The organism is Metabacillus sp. RB-C-LZQ-3-1 (assembly GCF_058315175.1).
Genome location: NZ_JBZFLI010000001.1, coordinates 285280 through 301229, shown reverse-complemented (window position 1 = coordinate 301229; position 15950 = coordinate 285280). Strand labels below are relative to the sequence as shown.

General features: G+C 35.0%; 16 protein-coding genes. 4 read left to right on the top strand and 12 right to left on the bottom strand.

Annotation, left to right across the window (positions count from 1 at the left end; all coding sequences use genetic code 11):
* Positions 1 to 16: 16 nt before the first annotated feature.
* Together dacB and AC4GZ8_RS01660 are read right to left on the bottom strand one after the other, a co-directional pair.
* A complete protein-coding gene (gene dacB, locus AC4GZ8_RS01665; RefSeq protein ID WP_491080060.1) occupies positions 17 to 1492 on the bottom strand; it encodes a D-alanyl-D-alanine carboxypeptidase/D-alanyl-D-alanine endopeptidase in 1476 nt (491 codons plus the stop codon).
* A 130-nt stretch (positions 1493 to 1622) separates the two neighbouring features.
* A complete protein-coding gene (locus tag AC4GZ8_RS01660; protein ID WP_491080059.1) occupies positions 1623 to 1724 on the bottom strand; it encodes a YjcZ family sporulation protein in 102 nt (33 codons plus the stop codon).
* 151 nt (positions 1725 to 1875) lie between these two features.
* Here AC4GZ8_RS01660 and AC4GZ8_RS01655 point away from each other — a divergent pair, with 151 nt between their 5' ends.
* Positions 1876 to 2544, top strand: coding sequence for an SOS response-associated peptidase (locus tag AC4GZ8_RS01655; RefSeq protein WP_491080058.1), 669 nt, complete (start codon positions 1876 to 1878; stop codon positions 2542 to 2544).
* Positions 2545 to 2667: 123 nt separating this feature from the next.
* On the opposite strand, the gene AC4GZ8_RS01650 is transcribed toward AC4GZ8_RS01655, so the two are convergent.
* The 6 genes from AC4GZ8_RS01650 to AC4GZ8_RS01625 all read right to left on the bottom strand — a co-directional run bounded on the left by AC4GZ8_RS01650 (position 2668) and on the right by AC4GZ8_RS01625 (position 6741).
* On the bottom strand, positions 2668 to 3645 hold the full coding sequence (locus tag AC4GZ8_RS01650; RefSeq protein WP_491080057.1) for a ring-cleaving dioxygenase: 978 nt from the start codon (positions 3643 to 3645) through the stop codon (positions 2668 to 2670).
* Positions 3646 to 3798: 153 nt separating this feature from the next.
* The gene (locus tag AC4GZ8_RS01645) at positions 3799 to 4176 is read right to left on the bottom strand and encodes a hypothetical protein (protein WP_491080056.1); all 378 of its coding nucleotides are present in this window, start codon (positions 4174 to 4176) and stop codon (positions 3799 to 3801) included.
* Between the two features lie 17 nt (positions 4177 to 4193).
* Positions 4194 to 4784 carry a spore coat protein gene (locus tag AC4GZ8_RS01640; RefSeq protein WP_491080055.1) on the bottom strand — a complete coding sequence of 197 codons (591 nt, stop codon included), beginning with the start codon at positions 4782 to 4784 and terminating at the stop codon, positions 4194 to 4196.
* Positions 4785 to 4987: 203 nt separating this feature from the next.
* Entirely contained in the window at positions 4988 to 5272 is a 285-nt protein-coding gene (locus AC4GZ8_RS01635; RefSeq protein ID WP_491080054.1) for a hypothetical protein, read from the bottom strand.
* A gap of 74 nt (positions 5273 to 5346) precedes the next feature.
* A complete protein-coding gene (locus AC4GZ8_RS01630) occupies positions 5347 to 5964 on the bottom strand; it encodes a YitT family protein (RefSeq protein ID WP_491080053.1) in 618 nt (205 codons plus the stop codon).
* Positions 5965 to 6111: 147 nt separating this feature from the next.
* On the bottom strand, positions 6112 to 6741 hold the full coding sequence (locus AC4GZ8_RS01625; protein ID WP_491080052.1) for a peptidylprolyl isomerase: 630 nt from the start codon (positions 6739 to 6741) through the stop codon (positions 6112 to 6114).
* A gap of 117 nt (positions 6742 to 6858) precedes the next feature.
* Between AC4GZ8_RS01625 and AC4GZ8_RS01620 the strand changes: the two genes are divergently transcribed.
* Both AC4GZ8_RS01620 and AC4GZ8_RS01615 read left to right on the top strand, forming a co-directional pair.
* Positions 6859 to 8769: a DUF294 nucleotidyltransferase-like domain-containing protein gene (locus AC4GZ8_RS01620; RefSeq protein WP_491080405.1), complete on the top strand. Its 1911-nt coding sequence runs from the start codon at positions 6859 to 6861 to the stop codon at positions 8767 to 8769.
* A 5-nt stretch (positions 8770 to 8774) separates the two neighbouring features.
* Positions 8775 to 9506 carry a 3'-5' exonuclease gene (locus AC4GZ8_RS01615; RefSeq protein WP_491080051.1) on the top strand — a complete coding sequence of 244 codons (732 nt, stop codon included), beginning with the start codon at positions 8775 to 8777 and terminating at the stop codon, positions 9504 to 9506.
* A 76-nt stretch (positions 9507 to 9582) separates the two neighbouring features.
* Here the strand turns inward: AC4GZ8_RS01615 and AC4GZ8_RS01610 are convergent, their stop codons facing one another.
* The gene (locus tag AC4GZ8_RS01610; RefSeq protein ID WP_491080050.1) at positions 9583 to 9837 is read right to left on the bottom strand and encodes a hypothetical protein; all 255 of its coding nucleotides are present in this window, start codon (positions 9835 to 9837) and stop codon (positions 9583 to 9585) included.
* A 262-nt stretch (positions 9838 to 10099) separates the two neighbouring features.
* Between AC4GZ8_RS01610 and AC4GZ8_RS01605 the strand changes: the two genes are divergently transcribed.
* A complete protein-coding gene (locus AC4GZ8_RS01605) occupies positions 10100 to 11095 on the top strand; it encodes a hypothetical protein (protein WP_491080049.1) in 996 nt (331 codons plus the stop codon).
* 53 nt (positions 11096 to 11148) lie between these two features.
* On the opposite strand, the gene AC4GZ8_RS01600 is transcribed toward AC4GZ8_RS01605, so the two are convergent.
* The 3 genes from AC4GZ8_RS01600 to AC4GZ8_RS01590 form a co-directional block, all read right to left on the bottom strand.
* Positions 11149 to 13206, bottom strand: coding sequence for a heavy metal translocating P-type ATPase (locus AC4GZ8_RS01600; protein WP_491080048.1), 2058 nt, complete (start codon positions 13204 to 13206; stop codon positions 11149 to 11151).
* A 22-nt stretch (positions 13207 to 13228) separates the two neighbouring features.
* Positions 13229 to 13555, bottom strand: a complete 327-nt coding sequence (locus tag AC4GZ8_RS01595) for an ArsR/SmtB family transcription factor (protein WP_491080047.1) — start codon at positions 13553 to 13555, stop codon at positions 13229 to 13231.
* A 131-nt stretch (positions 13556 to 13686) separates the two neighbouring features.
* Entirely contained in the window at positions 13687 to 15930 is a 2244-nt protein-coding gene (locus AC4GZ8_RS01590) for a DEAD/DEAH box helicase (protein WP_491080046.1), read from the bottom strand.
* Positions 15931 to 15950 lie beyond the last annotated feature (20 nt).

The following is a 15950-nucleotide window of genomic DNA, read 5'->3' as shown; positions in this document are numbered from 1 at the left end:
TTCAAAAATTTTGCTTTTACTCAAGGTCATTTAACATAATGGAAAGAATTTTATTTTCTACTATTTTACCTTCTTCATCATTTTGCAAATGATTTAAAACAATTGAAAATATGACGTTTTCGCCACTTTTTGTTTGCATATATCCTGATATTGAACTTACATTCGTTAAAGTGCCTGTTTTTGCTATTACCTTATGTTTAAGTGGAGGACTTGTCATTCTATTGCGAAGAGTCCCGCCAATTAATTTTTCCTTTTCTCCTGCGACAGGTAGTGCCTTATAAAACACAGGAAACCAGTCTTGTAATTGGGCTCTGTATAACAACTGAGTAATTGTATTTGCCTGTGTTGTATTTAGATGTGATATTCCTGAACCATCCCTAAAAACCATATTATGGATATTGATTCCTAATTGAGTTAACGTACGTTTTTCTGTCTCCAGTCCTGCTTCCCAAGAACCGAGATTTTGTGTGACCTTTCCCATCTCTTTAACTAGCATTTCTGCTATTGTATTATTACTTAACTTTAAAAATGGAATCAGAATTTCAGATAATGGCTCTGATTTATGACTGACTATTTCTAAAGTTTTATCCGGGGCCTTACCTATATAACAATCACCTTTCACATGTATACCTTCGCGCTCTAACTCTTTTTTGAATAGATCAACTGTGTATTTAGTTGGATCCCATACAGAAATCCACTCTTTCGTTATTGAACCATCCTCAGGTATTGTTCCTTCAATAACCAATTCGTTCTTTCCATGACCACGTGTTATTTTTAATGTTTCATTACTACCTGGTTCAGTTGTTATTGATTTATTATGAATGACCATATAATCTGTATTAGGACTTAATGTCGTCTTTGGCTTTTTCCCTTTTTTGCTTGGGATTACCTGTACAATCATGGTACCAGCATCATAATCTTTATCAGGTGAAACCGTTAAGGCCGATATTTGAGCACCATAATAAGCCGATTCATCGCTCCAAGGTAAGTCGATGGAATATCGGACTTTATCGTACCAAGTATCATCAGCAATTACATCTCCAGCAATTGTCCGGATTCCTTTTTTTCTTAATTGTTTTGCCAATATATTAAGATCCTTTACAGTTAGAGTAGGATCACCCCTGCCTTTTAAGTAAAGGTTTCCTTTTACTACTCCTTTTTCATTCCATTTTCCATCTGTGCTAACTTCAGTTAGATATGTATAATTTTGTCCTAGCGTTGCTAAAGCAGCAGTAGCAGTAAATAGTTTAAAACTGGATGCTGGTGTTAAGCTTGTCTCTCCATTATAGGAATATAAAATGTCACCAGTTGTCGTTGACCGTATGCTAATACCTGCAATAGCTCCTTTTAATAATGGATCTTCTGTTATAACAGATTGCAATCGAGTTACACCTTCTGGTTTTAGCTCCATTGCAGTTGTCGTACTAGAGAAAACAGGAGAGTATAAAAAGATAATCCATAAAAAAAGCAAATAGTAAAAATTTTTCATCATAGGTTGACCGATCTCCTTTTTAAGATCTATTATTTAATTTCCTCAACCTATGAGTTTTTATCCTAAAGAAAAAAGTAAAAAGACGATCCAAGTTCTTTTTCAAGTTCCTGGGTCGCCTTTTTCTTACCTTTTAGTAACCAACATAAGAAGCTCCAATGATGATTAAAAGAATAAACAATACGACGATAAGAGCAAATCCTGCTCCGTATCCATAACCGCCTGCGCCGCCCATAATATCACCTCCAGAACCGGTTTATATACTATATGTCATCATTTCCTTTAACGTTATAGGTAAATGCCATGGTTATGATTTTAGTTTTATTTCCTTTTTTGATTACCATCCGATAAAATATACCTATAAACTTATTATGGAGGTCATAACCATGTGTGGGCGATTTTCATTAGCGACCGAACAATCGATTATAGAAGAACAATTTGATTTACTGATCCAAGAAGAACTTTCGTATCGATACAATGTCGCTCCGTCACAAAATATTTTTGTCATTGGTTCAAATGGCCAAAAGCGGATTGGAACGTTTATGCGTTGGGGACTTGTTCCTCCTTGGTCAAAAGATGTTAAGATCGGCTATAAAATGATAAATGCCCGCTCAGAAACGATTGATAAAAAAGTAAGTTTTAAAACACCTTTCATAAAAAAAAGATGCTTAATTATTAGCGATGGATTTTATGAATGGAAGAAGATCGGGAAAGAAAAACAGCCTTATCGATTTGTTATGAAGGACCGAAAACCTTTTGCTTTTGCAGGCTTATGGGAATGCTGGAAGCAAGGTGAATATCCTTTGTTCACTTGTACAATCCTGACAACAGAAGCTAATAAAATAACAGAAGATGTACATGATCGAATGCCCGTAATATTGCCTCGTGATTCCTATGACACTTGGCTAGATCCTGGTTTTCATCAAGTAGATCATTTAAAATCATTACTCCTTCCTTATGACGAAGGGTTAATGGAATCATATCAAGTTTCAGATCTTGTTAACTCCCCTGCTCATGACGTAAAAGAATGCTTAGAGCCAATTAATAGCATATAAAAAAGTTATCCCTTTTCCTCACAAACATTTTGGATGTGAAAACGGGATAACTTCTATTTTTTTATTTAACTTCAGAGAACCTTTGTTTACTAATTTCTTTTCCTGCTATCTAACATATTTTTATTATTCTTTTGTATCTAATGGCTTTAATTTCGCCTCAATTTCTTTTCGTTGCGATTCAAAATAAGGAGGCAAGGCTAGGTTTTCGCCTAAATGTTCGAAGTCTTCATCTCCTTCAAACCCCGGTCCATCTGTTGCTAATTCAAAAAGAATTCCATTAGGTTCTCTAAAATATAATGAACGGAAATAATAGCGTTCAACAAATCCTGAGTTTGGTAAATGACTATTCTTTAGGAGCTCGATCCATTTTTTCAGCTCTTCCTCATCTTCAACCCGAAAAGCAACATGGTGGACACTTCCTCTTCCAGGTCGTTCGCGGTTTTGTTCAGAATCTTCTAGGATATGAACCTCAGCACCTGTCCCGCCTTCACCTGTTTCAAAAATCCGAACTTTTTTTTGATCTTCTTTTCTTATATATCCTTCCTTTTCCTTAAAGCCCATTAAATCTGTTAATACTCGAATTGTTCGTTCAGGACGGGATACTGTAAGCACGACAGGTCCAAGTCCGACAATCCCATTTTTAGTAGGAACCGGACTATTTTCCCACGGTTTACCTCCTGGAACTCCAACATTTGTTTCATCTGATACTAAAATTAGCCGTTGACCCTCAGGATCCCGAAAAGAAAGTGTAGATCGGCCAGCTTCGACTTGAATATCATCATGATCCACTTCTAACTCCTCAAATCGTTTCTTCCAGTAATCAAGAGCTTCATCATTTTTAACACGAAGGGATGTCGCTGAAATACTATTTGTACCTGGATATGTCCGACCGGCACGAGGTATTTCAAAAAAGGTTAAATCTGTTCCGGGATTTCCGCGCTCATCTGCATAAAATAAATGGTAAACAGATGTATCATCTTGATTTACTGTTTTCTTAACTAATCTTAGTCCTAACACTTCTGTATAAAATTGATAATTCGCTTTTGCATTTGCAGTAATGGCTGAGACATGATGAATCCCTTTTAAAGGTTTAATACTCATAAAGAACGTCCTTTCCATTTTTTATTATCTTATATTTAAATATCTCGACTTCAAGATAAATTATAGTTGATTTTTACTTGTACGTCAAATGACGGATATTATAAAATGACCATGTAAAAAGGGCTAACGAATATTCGCTAACCCTTATATATATTACTGTTGGATGAATTGTCTATTTTGCTGCTGGAATTGACGATAGTTAGGAATTTGTTGTTGAACATGGCTGTGCGGTTGTAATTGCTCATTTACCATGTATACTCCGCCTGAGATTTCCTGTTGCATTTGGTTGCAAATATTTAAAATTTGCTGACATTGCTGCAATGCTTGATTATGTCCTTGCAGGCTCTGTTGAATAACTTGTGTAGCTTGTTGTTCTTTTTGCATTAATTGCTGCAGCATTTGTACATTTTGTTGTTCCTGTTGCAGCATTTGCTTGTATAGCTGTGTACCTTGCTGTGTTTGCTGAATAAGTTGTTGAACGATTTGTCGGCATTCATTAATTTGCTGCATGGCATGTTGTTGTGTGTGCATGTATTTATTCCCCCGTTTTAATATGTTTGTTGTTGATTGCTATAAAGTGCATTTGGTTGGTAGCTGTTAATCATTGCATTTGTTGTAGCTTGGTCAAAAGTTGGTACTTGATAATATCCGTTTTGATTCATATACATCCATGTTTCATACGCTTGGTCTGCACAATTTTTAGCGCTTTGAATCATCATTTCTCTCAATTGGGAATCTGTCAGTTCTAATGAAGCATGCATTTTTACTACAGCCCCGGATTTGTGAGTGCCTAACATTAAAGAAGCTACATCGCGGTCATTCAGTTGATTAACGGATGCATTAGGAGCTTCAGGTACACTATTCATTTTTATACCGTACATTGGCGTTGTTTTAAAAGTTGTTTGGACAGACTGAAGTTGACTTTGATTTGCTTTTTGCTGTAATGCATTGACAAAAGTCGTATACTCGTTTGTCATAAATGAAAGCTGGTTTTGAAGAATATTTTTCAAATTTTGATCCTGACAATGCGGCTGTAGGAGCTGGAATTGGTTAATTCCATTGATCATACAACTTAATACTTCATGACATTCCATAATTTCATGAGCACCGATGTTTACTTGATTCATTTGGCTTTGCAAGGTAATACCCCCTCATAGTCATTTTTTAAAGCCAAATTTAAAATCCCACTAACGAAATCGAATTATTCATTTTTTTATGTCAGGCTGCTTTTACACTCTTTGTTTTTATGAAAAATTGATTTATACTCCAATCAACTTTAATTTTTTTCAAAGAACTATTATAAAATCATCAACAAAAAAACCTAGAATAAGCTCCTAGGTTTTTAAGAAAAATAATATTGAACTGTACCATTTGGTTTTAACATGATGGTTACTTTAGCATGATGTTGAAAGTCTTTTTCCAAGGTAAAGTGAATACCATTCCATTCAAGTTTCCAATCTTTTGGAGCACATGCTTGCAAGTGTAACATTTGATATTTATACATATTAAAATTACTTGAAATCGAAAAATGTCCTTCGACTATCGCGTACCATAATTCTCTTAAATATTTTATTGCTTCAGTTGACGCTTGAGATTCTGTAATCTGATTCACTGTAAGATAGTTCATATGTCTCCCTCACTCTCTTTCTATTAGATTAGTTGAGAAAAGACAAAAAAACTAGATTAAAATGTTTCCAATCTTTATGCATGGCTTTTTACCGTGTTCTCTTGATCGCGATTCATCACTTTAATAGGCGATTTTTTATATCGTCCAATAATATTACTTGCTATAAAAATACATATAATAGAGAATATAGCACTTACCCAGCCAACTAAAGCTAGCGCAAATAAGATAATCATAGAGTCACAAACAAATAAAACAATCCCTCGATTAATCCCAAATTTTTTATCTATATACAATCCTAAAATGTGGATACCGCCTAATGAAGACCCGTTGTTTAATACAAAGGTCACACCAATTCCTATGAGAAGACCTGAGATAAGTGAAGCAAAAACCATATTGGTTTCAAAAACAGGTATTATTTGATCAAACCATTCACGAAGCAATGAAATGCCTGTTATTGATAATAAGCTTGAAATCGTAAACCATTTTCCAAGCTCCCGAATGGACATAAAGAAAAAAGGAAGATTCACAATAAAAAAGAGTGTTCCCCACGAGAATGGAGATAGAAATGAGAAAATTGTTGATATACCAGCTGTTCCACCAAATGTTAGGTGATGGTCTGATAAAATTTTAATGCCCAATGAGGTTAAGATAAGTCCAATTAAAACAAAAACGAGTTTTTTTATAAATTCCATATAAAGCCCCCGATCATTGTTATCCTATTATAACTTATCTTAACGAGATGAATGGGTCAATACGAATGGAATTATTCGGAATCTTATGTTTATTCAAATCCAAAAAGGACTGCTCGAATGATAAAGCAACCCTTACTTCCTAAACCATTATTCTACTTTTTCCGGTTCAGGATATTCAATTCCAAATGTTTCAACTGTGATTTCTTTTATTTTCTGTTCTTCTATTGGCTTGTCCTGTCCGTCTGTCTCAACACTTACGATCTTATCAACTGCTTCCATTCCTTCAGTTACTTTCCCAAAAGCTGCATAATCGCCATCTAGGTGAGTAGCATCAGCAACCATAATGAAAAACTGTGAACCAGCTGAATTCGGATCTTGAGCCCGTGCCATAGAAATAACCCCCCGCTCGTGCTTTACTTCATTTTCAAAGCCATTAGAAGAGAATTCACCTTTTATACTATAGTCCGGTCCACCAAGCCCGGTACCTTCAGGATCTCCTCCCTGTATCATAAAGCCCGGAATAACTCTATGAAAAATCAGTCCATCATAAAATCCGGAATTAGCTAACGAAATAAAATTATTTACCGTGTTTGGGGCAATATTCGGGTAAAGTTCAACTTTTATTACATCATTATTTTCCATCGTAATCGTTGCGATCGGATTTTCCTCAACTTTTTGAAGTGGCTTTTCCCCTGTTCCTTCCTGCTCTTTTGTACCACAGCCTGCTAACAGGATGAGGACGAAACAGAAGACTGGTAGAAATAACTTGTTTTTCATAATCTGCTCCCTTCTTTACTGTCATGTATGAATACTCTCACATTGCTTTCATTTAAGCCCTTATGTATGTTACCGTTAAAGTATACAAGATTTATATAGGTGGTGTCTAACTTGGCAATGTCAGAACTTAAGCATCTTTTGAAAGATTACTACCCTTTTTCACTATTAACGGATATCCAACTTCAGGAATTGACAGATAAAGCTTCCCAAACATATTTTTCGAAAAACGAATTTATTTTTCATGAAGATGAGGCTGCCGAAGAAATTGATCTTTATTTTCTTGTATCTGGATTAGCGAAAAATATTCTTCATCAAACTAATGGAAAACAATTATCTCTCCGATATTATTACCCTGGAGACATCATTGGGTTGATGGTCATGTTTACAAGTGGTGAACTAAACTTTTCTGTTCAAGCACTTGAGAATTGTTCCGTTTTCAAGTTAAATAAACGGCATTTCTTTGAAATAATGACAAGAAACAATGAGTTTTCAAAGGTTATTTGGGGAAGTATTGGGGAAAGAACAAAATCTTTATATGATGAAATGAAAAACAAAGCATCACAAGAAGATGATGAAGAAAATGTTCATCTACTTAAAACACGTGTAAAAACACTTATGGATCAACCGGTCTTTGTTCAGCCACATATTACGATGAGTCATGCAGCACAAATCCTAAAAGAGAAAAATAGTTCTGGATTAATTGTTAGCAAGGATTCAGCTAAAATGTTGGGCATTATCACGTACAATGAAATCATTAAATATGCATCAACATCTCCAGCATCAAATGTTGTTAGCGATTGGATGAATTCAACACCTATATATGTTGATGGAGATGCATTTGCATTTGAAGCTTTATCATTTATTAAAAATAAAAATAGTGAATATATTCCTGTTCTCAATAATCAAAAAGTAATCGGTGTTTTGTCACCCCGATCATTTCTAAACCTCGAGAATTCCAGCTATTTAGACCTGACCTATAATGTAAAGTATTCAAAAACACTAGATTCATTAGTTAAGCAAGGTCCTATAGTGAATACAACCTTACATGCCTTTGTACAAGAGCTTGTTGAAAAAGAAAGCTATGCTTATGAAGTCTCTGAAATGATAACAAACTATAATGATAATCTTCATCGACAAATGATTAAGCTAACTGAAAATGAGATGAAGGTCCAGGGATATGGCACACCTCCTATTAACTACTGCTTTATTATTATGGGTAGTCAAGCAAGAAATGAGCAAGGATTTCGAACTGATCAAGATAATGGAATGATTTTAGCCAATTATGAGCATTTACCAAACCGGAAATGGATTGAAGAATATTTTATTACATTCACAAAAAAATTAAATCATTCCCTCTTTAAGCTCGGGTTTCCGGAATGTAAGGGCGGAATTATGGCGAAAGAGGAAAAATGGAGAAAATCAGTATCGCAATGGAAAACAGATATTCAAACTTGGAAGAATGAGCTTGATGCACAGGAAATCCAAAACTTTACAATGTTCTATGATTTCAGGCCTATCTATGGAGATTTCTCTTTAGCGGATGAAGTAAGAGCGTTCCTAAATGAAAAAGCTCAACATTCCAAAACATTGCAGCAGCTATTAATGAAAGATGCCCTTCGCTTTAAAATTTCCGCTCACCCTTTTGGAATCATGAATCTGAAACAAAAAAACAAAAAAATAAATGTCAAAAAAACAGGTCTTACACAGATCATATACTCAACGCGAATTAATGCAATTAAGTATGGGGTTAATGAAGTAAGTACAATCAAAAGGCTTAATGCTTTAAAAAACTTACAAGCTATGCACCCACGTGATGTAGAAAATGCTAAAACAGCCTTTCATTATTTGCATTATTTTAGACTTAGACAAAATCTTAAGGAATTAGAAAACAAGCATGATGTATCAAACGAGATTCACATTAATGAACTAACAAAAGAGGACCGAATGAAGCTGAAAGAAGCGTTACAGGTTGCCCATCGAATGCAGCAAGTAACAAAAATTAGCTTTAATCGAAACCGGGTGGTGTAGTCAGCTTGCCAGATGATATTAAAGTTATAAAGTATTTTCTTTGGGATCATTATTACCTAAAATACCATATTAAAAAAATGGCCCAATTACCTTCATATAATATTGCAAGTCAATCAATTGAAGCCTTTCTAGACAGCCAACATGGACTGATGAATCAATCCCTTTCTTCTTGTACGTTTACGATCTTTGATCTAGAAACAACCGGATTTTTCCCAAATATGGGTGATGAAATCATTTCAATCGGTGCAATAAAGGTAAAGAACTTTCAAATACAATATGATGAGGCCTTTTATACAATCATTAAGCCAATTGGCAGAATCCCAAAAGGAATCCAGGATCTTACAGGTCTTTCTGAAGAAATATTAAACAAAGCAGAACCGTTTCCGGTTGGAATGTCTAAATTCCTGGATTATTGTAAAGGAAGTATCCTTGTTGCCCATCCGGCCACCTTTGATATTGAATTTTTGAAAACCAATATGAAACAATGGAATTTTCCCGATTTTTCAGTAGGTTTCCTAGATTCACATCTTATTGCGAATGAAAAATTTCAAGGAATGCGCAATTATTTGGATGATCTCGTTGTACGGTTTGATATCCCTGAACGCGAACGTCATCATGCATTAAATGATGCTATTATGACAGCAGAGGTTTTTATAAGGCTTATTGAGCAATTTGATAGGTCGTCAATAATAAAAGAATTACAATCCCAAGGAAGCGAAATAAACGAAAAGGAGTGACAATAGAGGAGTCACTCCTTTTCATTTTATCCCACTATTAACGGGCAGTAATACCTCCACTGATGGAAGTTTCATTTTATAATTTTTTAAACACTGCAGCTTGGATCGCCATTTTTCCTTCTATATGTTCCGTGATATGTGAGAATGTATAAACACACCCACATCCATCTATATCAAATAAGGTCATTTCCATAAAATCATTTGGTAAGTCGTGTAAATGCTTTAAAATGATTTCACTTTCTGATGTGTGTTGTAGATCCCCTACCTGTAAATAGTGAACAAAAGGATTTGTTTCTAGAAGATTTTCTAACGGAATGTTGAAATAATTCATTTAAAGCACCTCACCTTTTATTTTTTTCTTTTAATTCAGTATTTTCTGATTATTTATATCATACATGAAATTCCTCTGTTTGAAAACTATTTTTTAAAAATTTATTCTTAAAAAATTTTCTTGAGGATCTTTTCTCTCATTCTCGACAAATTCTATCAATCTCATCACTACTATTTTTCAATATTCTCTTTATTTGCAAGCAAATGATACCAATTACCAAATCTACTATTCATGGTAAAATTAGCTGAAGGATGTGATATAAATGAACCGTTTTAAACAAATTTTCATTATATTACTATTATCATTCCCTCTTTTAGTTAGCTTTGAAACGGCAGATGTCGATAGCCGCTCCTTTGCCTCTTTTTTATCCCCTGAAGGAATTTATTTTAAGAGTTACACATCTTCTTGGGATGAAGAAAAATTGAAAGAGTTGTATGAAGAGCTATTATTAAACAAACACGGCCGGGAATTATTGGAATTGAATGAAGTAAAAATTTTAGGTGGGACACATTCGAATTCAAACACAAAAGGAAGTTATCACTCTCTTACAAAAACAATTGTTTTATATCAGGGAAATCAATTTGAAAACCCTCTAGAGTATCGCGAAACGTTATCACATGAGTACGGACATCATTTTGCCTATTATTATTTCCCTTCTCATCATTTTCCATTCTCTAAGTGGCAAAGAATAAGAGGGATTGATGTTTCAGACATGAGATGGGATGCCTTTTGGAATTATGATGAGCGTTATCACGCGATATATCCTCAAGAAATTATTGCAGATGACTATGTTCTCTTATACGGAGCTACTAGTCAACTAGATTCAGATGAAATTTATTCGAATGAAATTTTCTACTTACGTACACAGCATGAAAATCAGGAAATTCCTAATGTTCTTGAGAACAAGAAGCTGCACGCCTTTATTGAAAAGGAAACAGGAATACCAATTGATTCATCCAGAACACTAGAATCACCAAAGTTAGTCAAATGGAATAACCAAACAATACGCTTTTCTGTTCCATCAAGAGAGAATATCGCATACCGCTTAAACCTGGAGCTAATTGATCATCAAAATGAAAAGCAATCATTTGAATTGTATGAAGTAACATCACATGAAACGAATGAATTGAATTTTTCTTTACAAGATCATGGCATCAAAAATATATCTGAATATGATCATGCCATTATTTCTATAGACGTTGTTGACTTAACAACTTCAATCGGATTTGAAACAGCTGAAACAAGAGTTTCCCTGTAGAAATGCAAAAAAGATTGGGTAACGAAAAGAGGTTACCCAATCCTTTTTACATATTATTTTTGATCATATAAAACGGTTAAGCTAATAAGGGTGACTAGAATTGTTGCGCCCATATCAGAAAGAATTGCAATCCAAAGTGTTAAAAGTCCTGGAATTGTTAGGAGCAAAGCAATTAGTTTTAATCCTAAGGCTAATGCAATATTTAGTTTAATAATATTGTTCACTTTTTTTGCTGATTTAATCGCGTTCGGCAATTTTCCAAGATGATTTTGCATTAAGACAATATCAGCTGTTTCAATGGCACTGTCTGTTCCTTTCCCCATAGCAATTCCTAAATCAGCTGTAGCAAGTGCAGGAGCATCGTTTATGCCATCTCCAACCATCGCAACTTTTTCACGTTTGGACAGATCTTTTATTTTTTCTACCTTTTGATCAGGCAGTAAACCTGCAAAATAAGCTTTTACCCCTACTTTGCCTGCAACTTTTTTTGCAGTTGCTTCATGATCACCGGTCAGCATAACCGTATGTTGAACTCCGACAGCGTGAAGATTTTCTATAACATTAGCGCTTTCCTCTCTAACCTCATCAGATATCCCCATAATGCCAAGTACCTCTTCTTTTGTAGCCAATATAACGATGGTCATGCCTTTTTCTTTATAATAGCCGATTTGTTTTTTCACATCTTGTTGAAAGTCTGCCTCATGCATATGTGCTTCATTACCAAGAAAATAGGTTACTCCATCTATTATTGCTACCATTCCGCTTCCTGTTACAGTCGTTAATTCTTCTACTTCTAGATACGATATCCCTTCTGCTTTTTTCAATATCGCTTTCGCTATCGGATGTGAAGAGTTTTTTTCAATGGAAGCAGCAATTTGCAGGAAATTAGGATCATATGCAATATAATCTTCTACATATGGTTCTCCCTTTGTTAATGTTCCTGTTTTATCAAAAGCAATCGTTGTAATTTTCCCTAGTTGTTCTAGGAATACTCCACCTTTTATGAGAATTCCATTCCGAGCATTTTTCGTAATCCCTGATACAATTGCGATCGGCGAGGATAAGACTAATGCACAAGGACAACCAACTATTAACACGGCTAAACCTTGATAAAACCAATCACCCCAACTACCATTCAATAATAATGGAGGAATAAGCATGACAAATGCTGCAATGATCATGATAAGTGGTGTGTAATATTTAGCAAATTTATTAATGAATAATTCCGTTGGTGTCTTCGTTTCCTGTGCTTCCTCAACAAGATGAAGGATTTTCGCAAGTGAAGAATCCTCATAGGCTTTTGTGATTTTTATCTTTAAGATTCCTTCATTATTTATGCTGCCTCCATAAACTGGCTCGTTTATTGCTTTTTCGACAGGCATGGCCTCGCCTGTGATCGCAGCTTCGTTTACAGAACTTTTCCCTTCAACCACAATTCCATCAGAAGGGATTTTTTCTCCAGCCCTGACAAGTACAATTTGGTCTACATCTAACGAGGTAATGGGAACAATACGCTCTTTTCCATCGGCTAGAACTGTTGCCTCTTTTGGAGCAATTTCAAGAAGCTTTTCCATAGATTTTCTCGCCTTCTGCATTCCTAAACCTTCTAAATACTCATTCAATCCAAACAGAATCGCAACTAATGCTCCTTCTTTCCACTCACCTATCCCCAATGCACCAATTAAAGCGATCGTCATTAATGTTTCAATATTAAATTTTAATTTACTTAAATTTTTCAGACCCTTTATAAATGTTTGATAGCCACTTAATGCCGTTGCAGCAAGAAACATGCCGATTGCGACATATTCATGAAAGAAATACTCTGTGATAAACCCGGTAATATAAAGAAATGCTGAGATGGATAAAAGAACAATCCAATTTACACCAGTATGATGCTGATGTTCATGTTGATGATCCTCTGCTTCAATATAAGCACCGTCTGAAGATAAAATCCTTTTCACCCTATTTAAGTCCACAGAGCTATCCACTTTAAGCCGACCTGTATTATAACTTAATGAAGCTGTTTGGCCAGAGGGGAGTTTGTTAATTTCTTCCTGTAGTTCTCTTGTACAATTCGCACAGGTTAATCCTTTTACTTTGTATTCATTCATTTCTCTCAACTCCAATGAGGGATTAATGATGTTGCGCATGGTGAATGGTTTGCTGCAGGACATTCATCACATGATTGTCATCAGGAGAATAAAATAGTGTAGTCCCTTCACGTCTATATTTGACCAACCTTAGGTTTTTCAAAAACCTTAGTTGGTGTGAAACAGTCGATTGCAATAAAGAAAGTTTCTCCGCTATTTCATTAACTGAATGTTCTTTTTGTGACAATAAGTGGAGAATTCTAATTCTAGTAGGATCCCCTAAAGCTTTAAATGTTTGCGAAACGATAAATAATGTTTCCTCGTCAAGTTGATCTTGATCCTGTTGTTCTCTGTTTTTTGATTCGTCCATTGACTTCACCTCTTACATTTTATTATATATTCGAATATGCATATATGTTCATATTATCTAATTAAATAGTAAAAAAAGATTTGACCGCTGTCAAGCTTGCCAATTCTTTTTTGTATAATAGCAGAGGAATGCTAATCAATTAATTGATCAAAGACGTACTCGATCAATTTCTCAGAGAAAACGCGAACTGCTACATAAGGAGGATTTACATGTTCTGCAAGTTCATATGGCATTCCTAACCATAGATATTTCTGATCAAGGATAATAAATGGAAATGGAACATTCCTTTTTATGAATTGATCATATTGAACACCTGATACTGAATTACTAGCTACTAATGTGAAAGTAACAGTTGATTTTCTTTCGTCACATATTTTTTTCCATTCTATCGGGAGATCCTTCTTTGATGGGATTCCTATCATGATTGATTTTTGTGCTTGAAGGATATCTTTCTTTACAAATTCTATTTTTTTTGCGTGTAACCATGTAACCCGTGAATGCTGATGCTTAATCCAAGTCCCAATCTGATGTGGAGAAATCTTTTGGTTCCTAGCTATTTGATGGTCGACAAGCTGGCGGATTGTTTTCCCTCTGTATACTTTTGTTCGGATAAAATGATGGTCCGCAAGATGAACAAACTTCCCTCTTGTCCTAGTCATTGCGACATTGATTAACCGCTCACTATCCTTTCCAATTAATAGCATGCCCGGACGCTCTTGAGGAAAGCTGTCAACGGTATCAAATACCATTACATCACGCTCGCTTCCCTGAAACCTATGAACAGTTGCAGAAATAATATCTGCTTCGACCAACTCTTCTGAATATAATTCATTTAATAACGCCTCCATCAATGCAGCTTGAGCTCGATAAGGTGTTACATACCCAATGGATCTTGATCCAGCAACAAAGGATTCATGAATCACTTGAAAAGATAAAAGTAATTGCCATAAATTAAATCTTGAATTAGATGATTTTTCACTTACACAGTGCATTCCCGTAAAACTACTGTCTAATAAAATTGATGCACAATTTGCAAATGGCTTTCTCTCAACAATTGCATGCCTAGACTTTTTAACACCTTCATGGTCGCCTACAAGGGAATTGTACACATATTTATTAGTAAAAGAAGAAATATCAGGATGCATTCGACGCTGTTCTTTTAATAGAAACAGATGGGGATGCATAGCCTTAGGATTGTTTTCCTCCAACCAATCAACCACTCCTGCTTTATGAAATATATCATCTCTTAACCATTCATCAACAAGAGGATGTTTGGCTGCTGCAATCGGTGGCAGTTGCTTAAAATCTCCACAAACAATGATCCGTTTACCTAACGAAGCAGCAAATGCAATTTGAGGTATATACGCCATACTAGCTTCATCAACCATGACAACATCAAATTCTTTTTCATAAATGGTTGGGTCACTTGCGACTTTTGATAAAGTTGTTCCTATTATTTCCGCATCATGTACAAGTTCCATTTCCTTTTGGCGAATTTTTTCCGTTATATTTGTTAATTTACGTTCAATTTCAAGAAGCTGCTCTGAGTCCCTTCGACTGTATGATTCAGCTAAGGTTACTTTCATTAATCTTCTTTCTTCATATAGTTCAGCTCTTTGGTTTGCTAAATCGGGATGTCTCTTTTGAATCAGTTCATTTGTTGTTAAGTTGGCATCTGCATTTAGTATGGATTGTGATCCATACCGTAATAGATCACCTTCTCTGAATAAACCCTTTTTGTGAATAAATCGGGATATTTCCTTCATCAGAACATCAACCGCTTGATTACTTTGTGATAAAACTAAAACGCAGTTTTTTTTGTTGTACTTATTGGCAGCCACTCGACTAAGTGTATACGTTTTACCTGTTCCTGGAGGACCCCATACAAATGTCACTGGATTATATTTACTGCGTAACATAAGTTCGTGAACAGGTGATTTTATCTTATCTTTTGGATGTTTGGCTTCATTTGTAGGATTCATTAACCTTTTTACTCTTGCTCGCTTTCGCTTACTTTCTCTCATCTCATCAAGCCGATCGTGGAGCTGATCTAATAACTCCCAAGGGTCATGAAGCAAATATAAATCAAAAAGCCGATGTCCTAAGGATTTTTCTAAGGAAAGAATGACACTTTTCCCTTCGGATGATAAAATTCTGCCATTTATAATTAAATTTCCAGACTCTATTTTGATCGTAGAACCAACTGGTATCTTTAAAGAAATGACTGATTCAAAATAATATGTAAAAGTATCTCCACTTGACATTAACTGTCCATTCTTTAAAGGATATTTCGTACTCCCATATTTTTTTAGTTGCATTATTTCTGCACGTAATGACTTTTGCCATAGTTTTATATAAAGATTTGTAGATTTCATTTGTTTTTTTCCTCACACAA